General features: G+C 46.9%; 21 protein-coding genes. 5 read left to right on the plus strand and 16 right to left on the minus strand.

Going from position 1 to position 19,025, the window contains the following annotated elements; genetic code table 11:
• Positions 1–2 precede the first annotated feature (2 nt).
• Positions 3–248 (plus strand): YheU family protein, encoded by a 246-nt coding sequence (locus ACXAH6_RS04145; protein WP_474875374.1) that lies wholly within the window; start codon positions 3–5, stop codon positions 246–248.
• Positions 249–265: 17 nt separating this feature from the next.
• On the opposite strand, the gene ACXAH6_RS04150 is transcribed toward ACXAH6_RS04145, so the two are convergent.
• Entirely contained in the window at positions 266–814 is a 549-nt protein-coding gene (locus ACXAH6_RS04150; protein ID WP_474875375.1) for an outer membrane beta-barrel protein, read from the minus strand.
• A gap of 367 nt (positions 815–1,181) precedes the next feature.
• Between ACXAH6_RS04150 and ACXAH6_RS04155 the strand changes: the two genes are divergently transcribed.
• Together ACXAH6_RS04155 and mdoH are read left to right on the plus strand one after the other, a co-directional pair.
• The gene (locus tag ACXAH6_RS04155) at positions 1,182–2,831 is read left to right on the plus strand and encodes an OpgD/OpgG family glucan biosynthesis protein (protein ID WP_474875376.1); all 1,650 of its coding nucleotides are present in this window, start codon (positions 1,182–1,184) and stop codon (positions 2,829–2,831) included.
• Positions 2,812–4,767 (plus strand): glucans biosynthesis glucosyltransferase MdoH, encoded by a 1,956-nt coding sequence (gene mdoH / locus ACXAH6_RS04160; RefSeq protein ID WP_474875377.1) that lies wholly within the window; start codon positions 2,812–2,814, stop codon positions 4,765–4,767. Before ACXAH6_RS04155 ends, mdoH begins: the two co-directional genes overlap by 20 nt.
• Positions 4,768–4,834: 67 nt before the next feature.
• Here mdoH and ACXAH6_RS04165 read toward each other — a convergent pair whose 3' ends face one another.
• From ACXAH6_RS04165 to nudE, 4 genes are all read right to left on the minus strand, one after another.
• Complete coding sequence (locus ACXAH6_RS04165; protein WP_474875378.1) at positions 4,835–5,182, minus strand: DUF805 domain-containing protein; 348 nt, start codon at positions 5,180–5,182, stop codon at positions 4,835–4,837.
• 203 nt (positions 5,183–5,385) lie between these two features.
• Complete coding sequence (locus ACXAH6_RS04170) at positions 5,386–5,958, minus strand: YceI family protein (RefSeq protein WP_474875379.1); 573 nt, start codon at positions 5,956–5,958, stop codon at positions 5,386–5,388.
• Positions 5,959–6,795: a 3'(2'),5'-bisphosphate nucleotidase CysQ gene (cysQ, locus tag ACXAH6_RS04175; RefSeq protein WP_474875380.1), complete on the minus strand. Its 837-nt coding sequence runs from the start codon at positions 6,793–6,795 to the stop codon at positions 5,959–5,961.
• Between the two features lie 3 nt (positions 6,796–6,798).
• Positions 6,799–7,362 carry an ADP compounds hydrolase NudE gene (nudE, locus tag ACXAH6_RS04180; RefSeq protein WP_474875381.1) on the minus strand — a complete coding sequence of 188 codons (564 nt, stop codon included), beginning with the start codon at positions 7,360–7,362 and terminating at the stop codon, positions 6,799–6,801.
• A gap of 69 nt (positions 7,363–7,431) precedes the next feature.
• On the opposite strand from nudE, the gene yrfG reads away from it, so the two are divergent.
• Both yrfG and yjjX read left to right on the plus strand, forming a co-directional pair.
• Positions 7,432–8,124: a GMP/IMP nucleotidase gene (gene yrfG / locus ACXAH6_RS04185; protein WP_474875382.1), complete on the plus strand. Its 693-nt coding sequence runs from the start codon at positions 7,432–7,434 to the stop codon at positions 8,122–8,124.
• Positions 8,121–8,657, plus strand: coding sequence for an inosine/xanthosine triphosphatase (yjjX, locus tag ACXAH6_RS04190; RefSeq protein ID WP_474875383.1), 537 nt, complete (start codon positions 8,121–8,123; stop codon positions 8,655–8,657). The genes yrfG and yjjX overlap by 4 nt, the downstream gene beginning before the upstream one ends.
• A 16-nt stretch (positions 8,658–8,673) precedes the next feature.
• Here yjjX and ACXAH6_RS04195 read toward each other — a convergent pair whose 3' ends face one another.
• Genes ACXAH6_RS04195 through gspD form a run of 11 tightly spaced genes read right to left on the minus strand, consistent with a single transcriptional unit; the run spans position 8,674 to position 18,988 of the window.
• On the minus strand, positions 8,674–9,429 hold the full coding sequence (locus ACXAH6_RS04195; RefSeq protein WP_474875384.1) for a type II secretion system protein N: 756 nt from the start codon (positions 9,427–9,429) through the stop codon (positions 8,674–8,676).
• Positions 9,426–9,905, minus strand: coding sequence for a type II secretion system protein GspM (gene gspM / locus ACXAH6_RS04200; protein WP_474875385.1), 480 nt, complete (start codon positions 9,903–9,905; stop codon positions 9,426–9,428). The genes ACXAH6_RS04195 and gspM overlap by 4 nt, the downstream gene beginning before the upstream one ends.
• Positions 9,902–11,101 carry a type II secretion system protein GspL gene (gene gspL, locus ACXAH6_RS04205; protein WP_474875386.1) on the minus strand — a complete coding sequence of 400 codons (1,200 nt, stop codon included), beginning with the start codon at positions 11,099–11,101 and terminating at the stop codon, positions 9,902–9,904. Before gspL ends, gspM begins: the two co-directional genes overlap by 4 nt.
• Entirely contained in the window at positions 11,101–12,087 is a 987-nt protein-coding gene (gene gspK, locus ACXAH6_RS04210; RefSeq protein ID WP_474875387.1) for a type II secretion system minor pseudopilin GspK, read from the minus strand. Before gspK ends, gspL begins: the two co-directional genes overlap by 1 nt.
• Positions 12,084–12,704: a type II secretion system minor pseudopilin GspJ gene (gene gspJ, locus ACXAH6_RS04215; protein WP_474875388.1), complete on the minus strand. Its 621-nt coding sequence runs from the start codon at positions 12,702–12,704 to the stop codon at positions 12,084–12,086. Before gspJ ends, gspK begins: the two co-directional genes overlap by 4 nt.
• The gene (gspI, locus tag ACXAH6_RS04220) at positions 12,704–13,099 is read right to left on the minus strand and encodes a type II secretion system minor pseudopilin GspI (RefSeq protein WP_474875389.1); all 396 of its coding nucleotides are present in this window, start codon (positions 13,097–13,099) and stop codon (positions 12,704–12,706) included. Before gspI ends, gspJ begins: the two co-directional genes overlap by 1 nt.
• The gene (gspH, locus tag ACXAH6_RS04225; protein ID WP_474875390.1) at positions 13,096–13,731 is read right to left on the minus strand and encodes a type II secretion system minor pseudopilin GspH; all 636 of its coding nucleotides are present in this window, start codon (positions 13,729–13,731) and stop codon (positions 13,096–13,098) included. The genes gspI and gspH overlap by 4 nt, the downstream gene beginning before the upstream one ends.
• Before the next feature lie 13 nt (positions 13,732–13,744).
• Positions 13,745–14,179 carry a type II secretion system major pseudopilin GspG gene (gspG, locus tag ACXAH6_RS04230; protein ID WP_474875391.1) on the minus strand — a complete coding sequence of 145 codons (435 nt, stop codon included), beginning with the start codon at positions 14,177–14,179 and terminating at the stop codon, positions 13,745–13,747.
• The gene (gene gspF, locus ACXAH6_RS04235; protein ID WP_474875392.1) at positions 14,179–15,399 is read right to left on the minus strand and encodes a type II secretion system inner membrane protein GspF; all 1,221 of its coding nucleotides are present in this window, start codon (positions 15,397–15,399) and stop codon (positions 14,179–14,181) included. The genes gspG and gspF overlap by 1 nt, the downstream gene beginning before the upstream one ends.
• Positions 15,399–16,949 (minus strand): type II secretion system ATPase GspE, encoded by a 1,551-nt coding sequence (gspE, locus tag ACXAH6_RS04240; RefSeq protein WP_474875393.1) that lies wholly within the window; start codon positions 16,947–16,949, stop codon positions 15,399–15,401. Before gspE ends, gspF begins: the two co-directional genes overlap by 1 nt.
• Positions 16,949–18,988, minus strand: a complete 2,040-nt coding sequence (gene gspD / locus ACXAH6_RS04245; RefSeq protein ID WP_474875569.1) for a type II secretion system secretin GspD — start codon at positions 18,986–18,988, stop codon at positions 16,949–16,951. Before gspD ends, gspE begins: the two co-directional genes overlap by 1 nt.
• Between the last annotated feature and the right edge of the window lie 37 nt (positions 18,989–19,025).

Here is a 19,025-nt window from a genome sequence, read left to right on the forward strand (position 1 = left end):
ATATGATTATCCCTATTGATGAAATAGAAAAAGACACGCTACGTAATATTGCTGAAGCTTTCGTGTTGAGAGAAGGGACCGATTACGGTGAAGAAGAAGCCAGTTTTGAGGATAAAGTTGAGCAAGTGTTGGGGCTATTAGCCAGTAAAGAAGCCGTGCTTGTGTATTCTGAATTACATGAAACGGTTGATATCAGGCCGAAAGACCAAGTCACGCTAGACGGAGAAGAATATCAAGGGCTGGAATAAACCAGCCCTTTTGCTATTTAAAATGCGTAACGTGCGCCGAGTTGCATAATGTCGCCGCCGTCCATAAACTTGTAGCTCGCACCAACCGACAGTTCTGGGCTGATGTAGTAGTTACCACCCACTTTGAAGGTCATATCACCGTCACTGACGTCGTAATAGCCTAGCTCACCTGTTACTTCAACAACGTCTGTCACCATTGAGCGAACGCCTGCCGCCAAGCTGTAGCCGTTATCGTCATAGCCATCAGTGTCTACTCGTTCAAAGTTAATGCCCGCGTATGCGTCTGTGGTGGTATTCAAAGGTACGATGTAGCCCCCACCTAAAGTGAGTAGGTTAATATCGGCGCTGCCTTCTTCAACAAAGGTGAATTCACCGTTTAAATATACATTTGGGTTAATCTGATACTTACCACCAATAAAAGCACCATCAGCATCTAAACCCCCGTCACCATCTAATGAGGTGTAGCCACCCTCTACATATCGCCATGCAGGGCCATTGGCCAGAACTGCTGTTGAAAATGTACCTGCTGCAATCAGTAATGCTAAAGCCGTTGTTGATTTGCGCATGAGTGTCTCCTTTTTCGATTTATAACTACGCTGTGGCTTAGACTCTCGCAAAGGGCAGGCCAGAATTAATAAAAAAGCAAAGAAAAATAAAATTATCCTTTAAAAATATATAGTTACTTGTCTTTGGTTGTGTTGGGTATGTTCATGAGTGTTATCACTGTGGTGTAAATATCGCTAGAGTTAGTACTGAAGTGTCGCTAAAAGCCAACAGTGAGATTAGCCAAAAGTATAATAAACCTAATTGAAAGCCGCGGAAAAACCGTTCAGTTTAGTGTAAGTATTTGTAATTATTGTATTATTAAAGTTTTTTACCATGTTGGAACGACAATTGCTCTAGTCAATGTGAATCTTGTTCACGGAGTTTTTTATGTTTTCCAACAACAGCCAACACAATGCATTTTCTATAAAAAAAGTATTTCAAGCATTGCAGAAAGGCTTGGGTATTCGCCGACTACTTACCTGTACCGTTTCTGCAGTAGCATTGCTTAGTGCAAGTATCAGTAGCGCTGATGAGGTAACACAAGAAAACCTACCTGCTGATAGCGTCGTTATTTTAAATAAAGTGATAGAAGAAGCGCGCCTTTCTGCGCAAGAGAGCTTTACCGTTGATGATCATGGTTTAGATGCTTCTCTTAAAAATATGGATTATCAAACCTACCGTGCCATTCGTTATAAAGCAGATCACAGCTTGTGGCATGGTGAAAATGACTACGAAGTGCAGTTCTTTCATCCTGGTTTTTTGTTCAAGCAGCCAGTGAGTGTCATTACTGTTGACAACCAAAACCAAGAACACCCTGTTCCCTTTAATAAAGATGCGTTTAGTTATGACCAACAAGCGTCGAATCTGTCTGGCTTGACCAATGAGAATGCAGGCTTTGCAGGGTTTCGCGTGCACTACCCAATTAAGAACAGCGAATACAAAGATGAGTTCGCCGTATTTCAAGGTGCGTCATACTTTCGCTTGATTGGTGGAGACAATGTGTACGGTATTTCAGCGCGTGGCTTAGCTATCGATACTGCTGAAACAGAGGGTGAAGAGTTCCCTTATTTCACGAAGTTTTGGTTGATTGAACCCAAAGAAAACGGCCCTATCGTGATTTACGCGCGCTTGGAAAGCCCTTCTGTTGCCGGTGCTTATCGTTTTGAATTGACGCCTGGCAAAGATACAGAAATGAAGGTGAAATCTTGGTTGTTCGCACGCGAAGACGTGAAGAAACTTGGCGTAGCGCCGTTTACCAGTATGTTTTTGTATGGCGAGCACAGTCAAAGCAAGCCTGATGACTATCGTCCAGAAGTGCATGACAGCGATGGCGTATTAATGGTGACCAATGCCGGAGAACAAATTTGGCGCCCTTTGACCAACCCCGCTCATCTTCAGATTACGTCTTTGGTTGATACTAAACCTCAGGGCTTTGGGATGTTGCAACGCGATACTGACTTTGATCACTACTTGGACCAAGAAGCCGCTTATCACAAGCGTCCAGGTCTGTGGGTAACTCCGGAAGAAGGCTTTGACGAAGGAAGAGTGGAAGTCGTTGAAATACCCACGCGTTCAGAAGTAAACGACAATATTGTGGCTTATTGGGTGCCTAAAACACCGTTTAATCAGGGCGATAGCCGCTATTTCAGCTACACCATTCGCACCGTAGACGGTAACGTTGAACAACAAACCACTACGCCATTAATGACGGTGCTTCGTACTCGCCAAGGTTCTGGTATTCAGCCAGGCGAAGAAGAGTCTGAAAAAGCGAAAACCGTGAAGTCTCGTCGTTTTGTTGTGGACTTTACCTTACCTGAATCGCTAAGCGGTGAGATTCAAAACTTGAGCGTGCAGTTGAGTGCTGCCAATGGCCAAGTATCTCAAGCTCGCCTTTACCCTGTGAATGATGGCACTGAGTTGCGCGCCACTTTCTTACTTCAAGCAGCGCAACAAGCAACGGCGGATATGCGTTTGTATATCGCCAAAGACAATCAACGAGTCAGCGAGGTGTGGAATTATGTTTATCAAGCAAAATAAATCAGCTCAACACAAGCCCATGAAAACAGAATCAAACTTTACACTCGCAGTACGTGGTGAGGCGATGCGCTTGATGTTACTGGCAATACTCGTCGTACCCACAATGGCGTTAGCTGGTTGGAGTCTTTACGAAATCTTTTTGCCAAATGGTTTAACCGGAATCGAAATTGCTCAGTTAGGGTTAAGCTTGGTTCTGTTCGCTTGGTTAAGTATGGCGTTTTGGACAGGTGTAATTGGCTTTGTACTGCGTTTAGCGAACATCGACCCTTTAAGCTTGAAAAAAGCACAGCCTAAGCCTGATTCGAGCACGGCATTAACGAAGCGTCATGCGGTGATCATGCCTGTATACAACGAAGATACGCGTCGGATCATGGTTGGTTTTGAGGCGTGTGTACGTGAGCTAGCTGGTACTGAACACGGCAAAGACTTCGACTTTTACATGTTAAGCGATACACAAAAGCCAGACATGGCTGAAGCTGAACTTAAAGGTTTTCAACATCTTAAGCAGCGTTTAGGTGCTTATGCAGACCAAGTGTTCTACCGTCGTCGTGAGAAAAACGAAGGGCGTAAGGTGGGTAACGTTGCCGATTTTTGTCAACGTTGGGGCAGCCACTATGAAAGTATGATTGTATTGGATGCCGACAGCATTATGACCGGTGAAAGAATGGTTGAGCTAGCTCAGCGTATTGAGGCCAACGACAAAGTGGCGCTGGTACAAACCATTCCTATGCCTGTGCGTTCTACTACCTTTTTCGGACGTTTTGTGCAGTTTGCGGCACACTTGTACAGCCCAATGCTAGCAACTGGGTTGTCATTTTGGCAGACCGACAGTGCCAACTACTGGGGGCATAACGCCGTTATTCGTATCGCTCCCTTTATGCAGCACTGTGGCTTGCCGTCATTACCCGGTAGAGAGCCATTCGGCGGAGATATTTTAAGTCACGACTTCGTAGAAGCAGCGCTTTTGCGCCGTGCAGGTTGGGAAGCCTACTTGCTAACAGATACTGATGGCAGTTATGAGGAAGTACCCGCCCACATTCTGGAATACGCAACGCGTGACCGTCGTTGGGTTCAAGGCAATATTCAACACCTAGGGCTGTTGAAGGTAAAAGGTCTAACCATGACAAACCGCATGCACTTCATCTTTGGCGCGTTTGCTTATATGTCTTCGTTAGTGCTAATGCTAATGTTGGCGCTTGGTACAGCTGACGCCCTAGATAAAGCACTGACTATTCCAGAGTTTTTTGGCAATGAATATCAGTTGTTCCCTACGTGGCAAGTTGCGCGTCAAGATATGATGATGTGGACACTGTGGGGCACTACGTCATTGTTGCTGATGCCTAAAGTGTTGGGAATTATTTTGGCATTGATCCAACGTCGAGAGGAATTTGGTGGTGCATTTACCCTATTAAAAGGGGCCGTGGTAGAAATTATCATGGCGATGTTATTGGCTCCATTAATGATGTTCTACCATAGTTACTTTGTATTGAGCGTATTTGTTGGCCACTCTGTAAGATGGGAAGCACAGGACCGCGAAGGCAAAATGGTACCTTGGGCTGACGCATTTAAACGCACCCAGGTAGCAAGTTCACTTGCTATCGCTTGGGGTGTGACAACATGGTATTTCACACCGTCTCTATTCGTTTGGTTAATGCCGGTGTTAATTGGTCTTGCACTGAGTGCGCCTATCATACGCTTCTCTAGTAGTTTGAAGTTGGGTCACAGCGCATTTCGCAATGGTATTTTTGTCATCTCTCCTGAGCGTAAAGAAGGACAAGCTTTGAAACGTGTACGTGTTGGTATGGCAAACTTTGATTTCAGCAACGCTGCTGCAGAATTGCCAGTGTTACCTGAAGTGAATTGGCAACCAATGGTGATTCAGGCTTTCAATAAAGCTCCATTACCGGCTCAATTGCCCGTACAAAGTGCGGCATAGCAAGCTTCTAGCGTAAAAAAAAACGGGTATCTTTTAACGAGATGCCCGTTTTTATTACAAAAGATAATTAAGCGGCACTTGCTTTTGGATTCGCGCCAAATTGGTTGTCATCATGGCTGTCTAATACGAAGAATACCAATAGGACAATGGCACCGATAAGAGGAAGAAGATAGAGCAACTGCCACCAACCACTACGACCAGTGTCGTGCAGACGACGAGCACCGATAGACAAGGTTGGGATTAGCATAGCCAGAGAGAAAAGCATGCCAAGAATACTCGCACCAATGATGAGATCTACGATACCGCACGCGATTGAAAAAATAACCACGAAAAGATAAAACATCCAAAATTGCTTACGACGAGCGCGGCCAGTGAATTCCGCATACTTTTGCATTGCTTCAATAAAATACTGCATGGTATTTCCTTATTTATATGGGGTCGAAAGACCAATATTATTCCTGCTTATTCTTTGAATAAGCGACTGCTTTCCATCAAGCCAAGCGACTATACTGAAAATCACAAAGATAACCATTTATTTTGTACTAATAGGCTGTAATAGTTAGTATTTGAGGCGGGATGTGAGGCAGTTAATGTAACTGCCTCAGAAGAGAAATCGTATTATTTCTGGGTGAAAGTGACAGAAAATGTCACGGGAACACTTGTGGTAATGCTGCTTAAACCTGCCAAGGTTTGCAGAGTTTGCACTCCGCCATTTAAACCAAAGTTAGCAGCTGATAATACTGTTGGCGCAACGGTAGTTACCGTTAACGTGTTGTCGTTCACTTTAGTCACCAATACGTCAAAGGTAGTGGGTGCTTTCATACCATGCAGTGAAATTGTGCCTTTTACTGAGGCTTGTTTACTTGAGCCGGCGGGCAAATTGAGTAATTCCTTCGCGATATTGGCAGAAAACGTCGCTTTTGGATACGTGCCCGTTTCGAATAAAATATCTTTCATTCGAGTGTCTCTGAGCTCAATTTTGGTATTCACAGAATCCAGTGCCACATCAATTTCGGCCATATTGCTGTTGTTGATAGTGCCGGACACTTTTTCAAAAGCATGAACTTCGGTTATCTGGGCATTCTTAGTGGTTAAAAAGTTTAACGATGATTCATCAGGGGCAACTTGCCACTGAGCCATTGCCGGTAGGGCAACGAGTGCAGAGATAGCCAGTAAAGTTCGAGATAACATTTATTCACTCCTTTCGTATTGGACGACTTGCTCCCACGGGACTCGCTGGTCGCCAAGGACGACAAAGTCGGGATTTTCCAATGTGTTGCGTTGGTTGTACGTCAATGGTTCTAGTGTGGCGGCTAAGATACTACCACCGGCTTCGCTTACGATACATTGAGATGCACCTGCATCCCATTCACCTGTAACGCCTATACGCATAAAGGCGTCAGCTTTACCTTCAGCGATAAAGCAGGCTTTTAACGAACAACTGCCTAGAGGCAGGGTTTGATACATACGTCTTGCACACATGCGAGACATGACTTTATCTCTGGCCTGACGACGACTAATTGCCATAATGATGACGCTGTTGTCTGGATCATCCAATTTACGCACGTGAATTTTCCCAGTAAATTCAGGGCTTTCTTTAAAAGCACCTTGGCCTTTACTGGCGTAATACAGACTTTGTCCTGGCGGCCAGAAGATAACACCTATAATAGGGACGTTATCTTCAATCAAGGCGATGTTAACGGCGAAATCGCCACTGCGTGCGATAAATTCCTGTGTGCCGTCGATTGGGTCGATTAACCAATAACGCTTCCATTGGCTACGCTCGGCTAATGAGGCGTGTTTGGTTTCTTCTGACAAAATCGGTATATCGGGGGATGCGGCTTGCAATCGCTCCATGATAATTTCATTGGCCTTGTAATCCGCGGTGGTAACGGGCGAATCATCATCTTTCTGAAAGCTTTTGAAATCACCCTCATCGTAGAGGGTCATCACCGCTTCACCGGCTTCAACGGCGGCGGATTTTGCAAGTTCGAGTAATGACTCTATGGGGGCGGCGTCTTCCGGCATAGTTTATTGCTCCTTCAACCACTTCTGAGCTAAAAATAGGGCGGCTACACAACGGGCTTCTACAAAGTCCTCTCTGGCTAGCAGTTCATCGGCTTTGGCAAGTGGCCAATGAATGACTTCAAGAGGTTCTGGTTCGTCACCTGTTAGTGACTGAGGGTAGAGGTTGCGCGCTACAACAATTGTCATTTGCGCGTCAAAAAACGTAGGAGCCATGTGTACGCGATGGATCACGTGGAGTTCTTTGGCAGCGAGATTGGCCTCTTCTTGCAGCTCGCGGTTTGCAGCTTGCAGGGGCGTCTCTCCGGGGTCGATTAGGCCCTTTGGAAAACCTAACTGATAAGAGTGCGTCCCAGCGGCATACTCACGCACCAACACAAGGGTGTCATTATTTATGATAGGTACAATCATTACGGCGCCGCGGTTATAACCGGCCATGCGTTCAAATTGACGTGTTGCGCCATTGGAAAACTCCAAATCAAGGCGCTCTACGCGGAAGAACCGGCTCTCTGCTACGATTGCTCTATCGTGGATAGTGGGTAGTGTTTTGTCTGGGTCGATTTTACTCATGTCTATCGGGTCGGACTTTCGTTATCATACTGCCTTTGATTAAGATTAACGCATTATAAGGAAAAGCGCTTGCCATTTCTGCCTTGGGATCAAATCGATACCGTACTTTTAGATATGGACGGTACTTTGTTAGACCTGCATTTTGATAATCAGTTCTGGATGAATCACTTACCTGCCAAAATTGCAGCGCTGACGGGTGAGCCGGAATCGTCATGCAGAGAGCGCATGCATGAGGCTTACTCTCAAGTGAGTGGGCAAATTGAATGGTATTGTCTTGACTATTGGGCTGATAAGTTAAACATCGATATCATGGCCGCCAAACGCGAGATAGAGCATTTGATTGCGCTTCGGCCCGACACACTCCCCTTCCTCGATGCATTGAAAACTTCTGGCCGCGAAGTGGTTTTAGTCACCAATGCCCACCCTGATAGTTTGTCGCTCAAAGTTGAACACACCCAACTCGACGACCACATCGACACCTTGATTTCAACTCACGAATTTGGTGTAACCAAAGAGTCGCAGTCATTATGGCAACAATTGCAACAACGATTGGAATTCAATCCTGCACGTACCTTGTTTGTGGATGATAGCCTAGTTATTTTGGCGGCTGCACAAACCTTTGGTATTGCCCACCTTCTGGCGGTGTCGAACCCCGATAGTCAGCAACCGCATAGGGAGATTACAGAGTTTCCAGCCGTGTCTGACTATCGCGACTTGTTAGCTTCTGTTTTGGCAAATCCGGTTCAACGGAGTGAGCCATGAAAACCGCATCATGCATCGTTGGGTCGCTGAACCCTGTTAAAGTGGGGGCTGTTAACCGCACATTGTCTCTCTGTTTTCCTGATGTGAATTGGCAGGTTGAAGGGATGTCTGTACCCAGTGGTGTCGCCGAGCAACCATTAACCGATGCCGCCACTCGCGAAGGAGCCGTGAATCGGGTGAATGCGGTGAAAGCCAAGGCGCACGCTGATTGGTACGTAGCCATTGAGGGCGGCGTAGACTGCTTTGACGATGGCCCTGCGACGTTTGCCTATATTGCTATTTGCCACGATGAGCAGTGGTCTGTAGGCCGCAGTGCGCACTTGCCTTTACCAGCTTCTGTTTATCAGGCGTTGCAACAAGGCGCAGAGCTTGGGCCTTTAATGGACAAGTTGTTCGACACCGACAATATAAAGCAGAAAGGCGGCGCGATCAGTTTATTGACTAATAATCTTGCGACCCGCCAAAGTGTTTATGAATTGGCAATGTTGCTAGCGATGGCGAAGTTTTTACACCCCGCCCGGTTTACTGATTGAGTGCTCGGTCAGTGCTTTAAAGCTTAACGGGGATGTAACCGTCTGCGCCAGGCTGGCCGAAAAAGCGAGCCGCTTGATGCACTTCGTCAGGCAAGGAGTCGTCGGGTTTGAACTTGCCTGTTACGCTAATATCTTTAAAGTTAGCTGACACAATGGCGTTGATATTCAGCCCGAAGCTGTTGGGCTCTGCCACTAAAATTGCAATGTCATCACCTTGGCAGGCTAAGTCGGCGCTAAAGGTGCCTAACTCAATTGGCCCTTGTGTGCCAGCCACACTCGCATTTAACCAATCTCCGGTTGCATTTAATGCCGCACAACGGTTAGCAAAGTCGAGTTCGGTAATTTGCACTCTAAAACGGCCTCCTGCATCAACCGGAAGCGGCAAAGGCACTTGCGCAATAACGCGATTTGTCGGCAAATAAAGCGAGAATTTTTGCGCCGCAACATGTTCTGGATTAAACAGTGAAACCTGCACCGGCCCAGAAAAAGCAATATCATCAGCGTTGCGAATATTACCTGCTTTGAGTGTAACGCTTAGTTTACCTGTGAACAAAGACCACGGATGTACGTCCCAGGTGAGCTGATTAACGGGTAAACCATTTACACCAAGCTGATTAATTTTGCCTGACCACACAGTACCAGAGACACCATTGATGACCACGCCTTTGGGTAGTGTAATACGGCCAATAATTTGTGCGGCCGGTAGGTAAGCGATAAGAAAGATAATGAATGCGGCGATGCCAGCCGCTAACCAACCCCAACGAATTTTCATGGTTTTCCTAACTGTAATCGGCGGATTTTAACGTGACCGGTTAGGTCTGCTTCAGCCATATCGGCTTGAAGTATAATAATGCCCTTCTCTTCCAGTGCGTTTAACCATGCCACCACTTGATCAAATGGCGCTTGGTCTACCCACACTAATAGTTCGTCACCTTGTGGCTGCATGCGGCTAATAGGCACATTAAATTGGCCGCTAGTTTGATTGACAGCTTGCGGTAACGAACCTCTAAATTGTGCGCTTTTGCCCACACTACGGCGCAGTTGTTGGGCGCGAGTGCTTTGTTCTTGTACCCATGTCAGCGTTGATTGCTGCGACGTATAACGGGTTTGCTCATTCACCAAGCCGTTGGCGATGGGTTGCCAAATTAGCCAATAAAAAAGGGCGATGATAATCACAATGCCCGTGAGCACTACCAGCTTTTGTTCGCGCTCACTTAAACCGTGAAAGCGTTTCATTAACTCGTTCATGATGGGCTCCTAATGATCATGGTGCCAATCACTTTGTCGTCTCTGTTATTGATCGCACCCTGCTCTACCGTAAAACCGGCCGATTCTGCGCCTTTTTTAAAGGTTTCCAGCGCCTCAAAATTATTGCCTTCGGCTTGTAGTCGTATTTCAGTGCGTTTACCGTCAAACCGGATTGTTTGTGGTTTGATTTGCGAACGCGCGAAGGCCTCAGACAATTGCACCAGCATGACCGTCATCGACGCGCCATTTCCACCCGACTCCAGTTTTTGCATTTCTGCTTTTAGTTTTGCTTTGACGTCACGGTATGCACCAATATTCGGGAAGCCTTGTTTTACCGTATCGGTAATTTGGGCTGCCATCGCGTCATTCTTGCTACTGAGTTGTTGTAGTTGCACGAAGTTGTCAACTAAGGTTGAGCCGAGGACTAATATCGCTAACACGGCTGCTACGCGCCACTGGCGCCAAACAGCATTGCCTTGTTTGCGGCTTTTGTACTCGCCTTGCAATAAATTGAATTTGGTTGCTAGCGCAGTTTTCGCAAGCACTTGCATGGCGGGTTCTAGATCGGCGGTAGTCGTATCTACATGAGCGAGATGGTTAATCGGCTGATCGCTATAATTATGAATAATTAACGGCGCTTCTTGGCGTTTGGCATGGTGTTCGATAATTGGCAATAGCCATTCCGCTTCACCTTGCATTCCTTGCCAATGGTTTTGTCTGATTAGCCAGTCGTTCCCTAATGTCAGCGTTGACCACCCTTCTGTATTTTCTGGCACGGCGAGGATATCAGGTAGCATACGGTCACAATGCAAATCTGCCGCGCTTAACATGGCTTTCCACTGTTGCATTTTGTCATGGTCGACAATGGCAACCGCTTGTTGGTCATTGTGTTTAGGGCCATAAGCAAAAAACTGGGTGGTGATATCCGCCGCTAACTCGTCTTCAACCATAAAAGGAATGGCGGCCAGTACTTTGTGCCCAGCTTTAGGTGGCAGAGTGACCTGCTTCATCAGCACATCAGACGTTGGGACCAAGGCGATGACTGCACGACGGCCTGCTCGCTCAGACAGCGTCGTTAATTGGTCTGCGTCGGGTAATTCTCCCGATGCGATAATTTCCGCTTCGTCCGTTGACCAGACTAGCCAGTGCACAGGGTCATGTTGCCTTGAACCCAGTCTGATAATTAATTGTTCCATTACTTGATCACTCCAAACTCTCGTCGCAATAACGATATGCCGTCGTCGCTGCTTGCTTTAAACACCGAAGTCATTGCAAACGTTGCGCTATTGTAGCTGGCTTTGGTATGTAAAATAAAATGCTCTGTGGTAACCACAAACCAATCTTGTTCTGTGTCGGTTAAATTCGCGCCCTGGATGGTAGAGTTAGCCAAAAAATCGGCAATGTCATCCCAGCCGTCTTCTGGGCGGCTAGCAATGACAGCGGACGCTTCGCCAACCGATATACCCACAATGCCTGCAAGCAGAGGGCCGTCGTCTTCGTCCAGGGTATTCACATTGATCGCCAGTGTTGTGTTGTCGGGAATAACACAAACATACGGCAATAATTTCGCCAGCCACGTGGGTTCTACACCCTTTATCAAGCGCAGCTCCGATTGCACCGTGAGCAAACGGTTGGCGGCTAGATAAGGTGCGGCTAAGGCTTCATACTCACTATCTTCAGCACCGTAAGAGCGCATCTGTGTGTCTTCGTCGATGTAATCCGCGAGCGAATCTCTGATGGTATCTGCGGTGTAGCTATCAATCTCCAACTCTGCCGTGAGTAACAGGTTTTTAAATGCTTCCATGGTTTCTGAGCTGTTCGTGGTCCCAGATGTAGTGCTGCTGTCACCGGGCAATGCGTTTAGATTAAAACAGCTTTGCATATCTTCTAATTGCGCAGTGATTTGCCCGCCGTCGACGGGATACGTGAACTCTTGTGACCAAGGCTGGTTTAAATGAATGGTGTCGTCAGCTTCTTCTATTAGGGTTTTCAGGGCGCGGCTCGCATATTGCTCTGCTGCCATGGCATACCAATAGGCTTGGTTATTTTCTTTAATGTTGATGGCACGCTGAACGTTAATTTGCAATCGGCCACCCATTTCTGTCGCGATAATCGCCACCAATGCCACAACCATAAGCACAATGAGTAAAGCAACACCTGCTTGAGACTTTACGGGCTTCATTGGCTGGCCCCTAACAATGCAAACTCACGGCGCACTTTACCAAATGCGGTGGTTGTAATTTCGATAGCGACCCCTTTAGGTAAGGATTCTCCTGAATAGCTATCATTCCATTCGAGTTGGTCGCTATTGTTTTCGTCTCTGGCGGTAAAAAATTCCACTTGTAGATCGTCAACGCCTTCTAACAAAGTGCGAACTTTAGGCTCGAAGCCGATAACGTTATCGACATAATTACCGTATAAACGTTCGAGTTTATTGTCGCGTAAGCGATAGCTCACAAATTGCAATGTGCTGCGAGGTAATATCAATTGTGGGTTTTCCCACCCGGTGCGAACAAAAATAATGCCATCGGCATCGCTGTCATCGAGATCGCCGCCCACCATCACAAGATTATTATCTTCATAATCGTAACTGCGGACAGGGCGCGCGACTACTTGTTCCATATCTCGCTCAATGATCAACATCACGCGCTGCAAGGTTTGTAATTGTGTTACGTGATCGGAAGAGCGTTGGTCCGCTGTTGTGACCGTATTTAACACACCTGTTGCCGCTAGGCCTAACATGGTGAAGATGGCCATAGCGATAATGATTTCTAGTAGTGTAAAGCCCCGTTGCTGCATTAGCTGCCCGCCGAGCTTGGTTTGGCGATAAACGTGGTTACTGAAGTGACATTAGACTTGTAGTCTTCAGTTAGGCTTATCTGAATGGTGACTTGTTTTAGGGTGTCGTCATTGGTGGCGGCAACTTGTTGTTGCCAATACCAAGTGCGGTTTGCCATCTCGACACTGCCTTTTTGGTTGTTTTTTATGGGCCAGCGCTCGGTCATCAATAACTGATTGATGTGGTTGTTCGCTACCCATGTGGCCATTGTCACGTCTTGAATTCGACTTACGCTGTTAATGTGATCAGATGTGGCTTTGACGACGGCTGCGCCCGCAAGACTAAAAATCACCAGCGCAACCATGACCTCAATTAAGGTCATCCCCTGTTGTTTGTATTTTTTCGCGCTAATCATTCAGGGTACTGCTCCAAAGGGCCCAGCACCTCAAACGGGGGAACATCGCGATTATTGAGCTGAAAGTAAGCCGGTAGGTCATCACCAAAATCTGGCTCATACGCGAATACCAAACTAAAAGGCGTGATTTCACCACTCGACATCACAAAAATTTGTGGCGGAGGAGGCGGTGGCGGCTCTTTCTCACCAATGCTCACACCGTCTTCTTGCACACTCAGCTCTTCGTCAAATAAGTTGGTGTCGAAAAAGCTGTCGTCTTCTTGCCACGGGAGTTCATCAAGTGAAAGAGAGAGGGTAAATGGCTCGGGGAGCGTGTATGTCGCTAATGCCTGATCGTCTTCGATAACCTGCCATTTATCTTCGTCATCCAACGCCAAAAAAAGGTATTGGCGCTTGTTCTCATCAATGCGAATACCGAGTTGCCGTTGATTCATCACGGCAAAATCGCTGGCGAGATTGAGCACAACGTTAAAGCGGTTTACTTGTTTTTCAAGCAACTTAGCTTGGCTCACACCGAATGCATTGTAAACGACATAGGCCGATGCCAAGCCCACCAGCATGAGTACAAGTAACAATTCGAGCAGCGTAAATCCTCGTCTTGCCGACACAGATTGTGAAAGTGATTTACGCATACCCGCTCATCAATTACAGATAGTCGTTTAAATTCCAGTTACCGATGTCATCTTCGGTGCCTGGTTGACGGTCTGGGCCGTAAGAGAAAATATCGATGCGACCTACTTCTCCTGGGCTGATCAACACATACGGGTTGCCCCAAGGATCATCGGGTAGACGCTGAATATAACCATCTGACGAATAGTTGCGTGGTAAAGGCTCGATAGTGGGCGCGTTGACCAAAGCTTCTAGGCCTTGTTCTGATGTAGGGAACATGTTGTTATCGAGTTTGTACATTTGCAAAGCGCCTTCGAGATTATTGATATCGACTGCGGCTTTTTTCAGTTGCGCTTTTTCTTGGTTACCCATGATAGACGGTGCCACCATGGCAGCCATAATACCGATAATAACTAGTACAACCATGACTTCAATTAAGCTGAATCCAGAGGAACGAGGTAGAGTTTTCATTAAATATTCACCATATTATTCAATGCAAGTATGGGTTGAAGGATTGCCATTACTATAAACAACACGACCGCAGCCATGGTGATGATCAGCAATGGTTCAAATACTTTTAGTGAGACACCAATTAGGGCTTCAAATTCCCTATCTTGGTTATCTGCTGCTCGCGCGAGCATTTGTTGCAGTTCACCTGACTTTTCACCTGACGCAATCATGTGCATCATCATAGGCGGGAACATGCGGGTGTTGTCGAGTGCAGCGCGCAAGCTACTGCCCTCTTTAACGTTAACCGCCGCGTCGGCAACGGCATTTTTGATATGTTGGTTTTGCAATACATCGGCAGCTATACGCATGGCTTCTAACAAAGGTACTGCACTGGCGGTTAATATACTTAAGGTACGGGCAAAACGCGCTGTGTTTAGCCCTTTAGCTACCTTGCCGATGAGCGGTAATTTGAGAATAAACCGATGATACTTAAGCTTAAATGCAGGTTGCTGTACCAAACGCTGAAACCCAGCAATGAGCAGCAATATCGCGAGGAATAAAAACACACCATAGGCGCGCATCCAGTCGCTGGTGGCAATGAGAATTTGCGTCATCATTGGCAATGTTTGGCCCATGTGTTCAAACTGTCCAACAATTTTCGGTACCACCACTGTCAACAAAAGTACCACAATGCCAACGGCAAAAAACATCATTAAACTGGGGTAAACCATGGCCTGAATGATTTGGCTACGTGTTTGCTGGCGGCGCTCAGTGTAGTCGGCCAAACGGTTCAATACAGTATCTAAGTGGCCTGACTTTTCGCCTGCGGCGACCATTGCGAGGAACAATTCGTCGAATACACTGGGGAAGTCGCTCATGGCATGAGCTAAGCCATGGCCTTCTACAACTTTACTGCGCACGGCCATCATCATGTTTTTCTGGCGCGGTTTTTCGCATTGTTCAGCAACCGCGAGTAAGGCTTCTTCAATCGGCAAAGCCGACTCAATGAGCGTGGCGAGCTGGCGAGTCAATAATGCCAGATCGCTAGCAGAAATACGGGGCTTGAATAGCGTAAATCCGGTAGAAGAACCTTTGTTCTTCTCTGCAACTTGTTCAACTTCAAGGGGAACTAGGCTTTTCTCGCGCAGTTGTGCACGTACCTGTCTGGCGTTGTCCCCTTCGAGTACTCCGCTGACATTTCGCCCCTTGGCGTTAATCGCTTTATATGCAAACGCTGCCATTAGTCTTCTCGGGTTACTCGCAATACTTCTTCAAGAGACGTAACACCCGCAAGGACCTTTCTACAGCCATCTTCTCGAATACTTGGGGTAAACTGGCGAATGTGTTTTTCAATCGCTTGCTCACCTTTGCCTTCGTGCATCATTCCGCGAATGCTCTCATCGACAATCAATAACTCGTGAATACCGGTACGGCCGCGATAACCGGTTTGGTTACACGCCGCGCATCCACGGGGGCCATAAGCTTGTACGTGATCCTGTGGTGTAACACCAAGGATTTCGGCCTCTTGAGGATTGATTGCATGGGGGACTTTGCAGTCTGGGCATAGCGTACGCACAAGCCGTTGAGACAATACTGCCAACAGGCTTGATGACAATAGAAATGGCTCTATCCCCATGTCTTCAAGACGGGTAATTGCACCAGCAGCGGTATTGGTGTGTAGTGTCGACAATACCAAGTGACCAGTTAAACTCGCTTGTACGGCAATTTGAGCGGTTTCGATGTCGCGAATCTCACCTACCATCACCACATCAGGGTCTTGACGAAGAATTGCACGCAACCCTCTAGCGAAGGTCATGTCTACGCGTGGGTTGACTTGAGTTTGGCCAATACCTTGTAAGTCGAACTCAATCGGGTCTTCTACCGTGAGAATGTTACGGTCTTTAGAGTTAATCTCAGTTAAACCCGCATACAAGGTGGTACTTTTACCTGAACCTGTGGGGCCGGTCACCAAGATGATCCCGTGAGGTTTGCGGATTAAGGAAGAAAAGTGGTCGCGATTGATTTTGGTCATGCCCAAATCTTCGAGGTTAAGGCGAGCGTTGTTTTTGTCTAACAAACGCAAAACCACACGCTCACCGTGGCTCGATGGCATGGTTGAAACACGCACATCTACAGCACGACCAGCAATACGCAAGGTAATACGACCATCTTGAGGCACGCGTTTTTCTGCAATGTCTAGCTTCGCCATGACCTTAATACGCGATACCAGCATGGAAGACATTTTGCGGTTTGGACGCAATATCTCGCGTAGCACGCCATCTACTCGAAAGCGCACTACCAGCTGGTTTTCAAAGGTCTCGATATGAATATCGGACGCCCCTTCTTTGATCGCTTCACCCAGCATGGCGTTGATCAATTTAATAATGGGCGCGTCATCTTCACTGTCGAGTAGGTCTTCGGTATCGGGAAGTTCGTCAGCAAGGGCAAACAAATCACTCTCGTTACCCAAGTCTTCCATAAGCTGCTTAGCAGCAGACGTATCGCGCTGAAAGGCATGGGTTAGAAAATGTTCAAACTGATCATTTTCAATTTCTTTGAGTGTGAATGTTTCACCGTAAAAACGACGTACTTCGGCAAACACTTCAAGGGGCGTTTCGTCGGTGTAATACAACACCGCCGGCTCTTCATTGGCTTCTAACAGCACGCGAAAACGCTTGGCAAAACCAAAGCTCAGTTGACGTTCTTCTGTTGGTTCTGGTGTTGCATCGTCAAGCTGCAACTCGTCTTGTGCAGCTTGTTCGATATCCGCTAATGCCTGTTCCTGTTGCATTACTCGTTCTCATCCTGAGTTTGCGTGGCTGAATTTTCTTTTTCTTTGTCTTCCAGATATTTGCCGAAAGAAGGTGGCAAGGTCAAGCTTTCATCCCACTCTGGCAATGCAGGAGTTTGAGAATTCGGCATCAAAGCTACGCCTTCAGACTGACGTTTCAATTGTTCTGCGCGGATATAATTGTATTTACGCTGACTAATTTCATTCATGGTAACCCCATCGCGAACGATTTTAGGGCGTAAGAAAATCATCAGGTTGCGTTTCGTCTTGCTTGTCGATGTGCTCTTGAACAAGTTACCAATAATCGGGATGTCACCCAATAAAGGAACTTTCGATACACTTTCTTGCACGTCTTCGTCGATCAATCCACCTAATACGATTGTGCCGCCATCATCTACAATTACGGACGTTTTGATTTCACGTTTGTTAATCGAAATATCCACGCTGGTGGCACCGCTCACACTCGAGACTTCTTGCTCGATAAGTAACTGAACTGCATTACCTTCGTTGATTTGTGGTGTCACTTTTAACTTAATACCCACTTCTTGACGATCAACCGTCTGGAAAGGGTTTGAGTTATTCGAGCCAGTTGTTGTACCGGTAATAATGGGCACTTCCTGACCCACAATGAAATAAGCCTCTTCATTGTCCATGGTAGTCAGGTGGGGTGTGGCCAATACGTTTGAATTGGTATCGGTACTCACGGCTTGTACAACAGCCCCCCAACCGTTTTGGATTACACCGGCGATTAAGCCGTTTGCGCCACCTAGCAAGCTAGCCAATGAAGAATAATCCCCTTCACTGGTTTCTGTGGTGGTGACCACTTCACCGTTTGACGTTACGTAGGTGTTATTGACCTCGGTGTCTTGTGCTTCTTCAGCGGCGACTGCAAGTGAGCCTACACCGATGACGCCATTGGTAAATTGCGTACCGCCACCGTCTTCAGACACCAATTGAACGCCAAGGGTGGTGCCATCGCCTTCGTACAGTTCAACAATAATCGCCTCTACTTGAACTTGGGCGCGGCGCACATCGAGTTGTTGAATGACTTCTTTCAGCGAGCGCATCATGTCTGGCTCTGCGGTGATAACAAGGGCGTTTGAATCTTCATGGGAGTCAATGCTCACATCACGGTTTGTATTGCGGCGAGTGGTATTACCCGTGCTACCTGCTGATGAGTCAGCACTAATACTCGCGCTAACCCCTTGCAGTACCTTCACTAAATCTTCTGCTTTGGCGTACTTCAAGAAGATAACTTGCGTATTGCCGTTCGCTTCTAGCTCTTGGTCCATGCGCTTGATGAGGTTAATTAAACGCTGACGTGCTTTAATGTCACCGCTCACAATTACGCTGTTAGTGCGGTCGTCGGCGACTAAACGCGGCTCTGATTTTACGCCCGTGTTTTGTTTGCCTTGAGACTTGTTGATGCTTTCAATAATACGGACCATTTCTGATGCTGACGCGAAGTTCAGCTTCACAATATCCACTTCTTCATCGCCCGCGCGGTCCACGCGCTCAATGATTTCAACTAAGCGATTTACTACGGCGGCGCGACCTGTGATCATCATTACGTTTGAGGGGTCGTGTGCTACTACGTTACCACCACCTGCTTGATCGTTAAGTTGGCGTAAAATGGGAGCGAGTTCGCGTACAGGTACGTTGTAGACAGGCATGACTCGGGTGATCATTTCATCCCCGTCCATCAAGCTGCCCTCAACCACCGGAATATTGGACATTTTCGCGTCTTTCGAGCGCACTACTTTCAACACGCCACTTGGCATTTCTACCACAGCGAAATCGTAAACTTGCAGCACATTTAAGAAGAACTGATAGTATTGCTCTTCGTTGAGCAAATCATAACTACGCACACTGATTTTGCCGCGTACATTGGGGTCGACAATAATCGTACGCTGAAGGTTTTTACCAACGATATTGATAAACTCGTTGATATCCGTGTCCTTGAAGTTGGGCATGTACTCAGCGGCATACGACCCCGCGCACATCATTGCTGCGCATAAGGTTGCGCCAATGCGAGTCATTATTGAACGGCCAACTAGCCTCATAATCTATTCTTCC

The sequence above is a fragment of the Alteromonas sp. ABE4_545 genome, assembly GCF_056161325.1.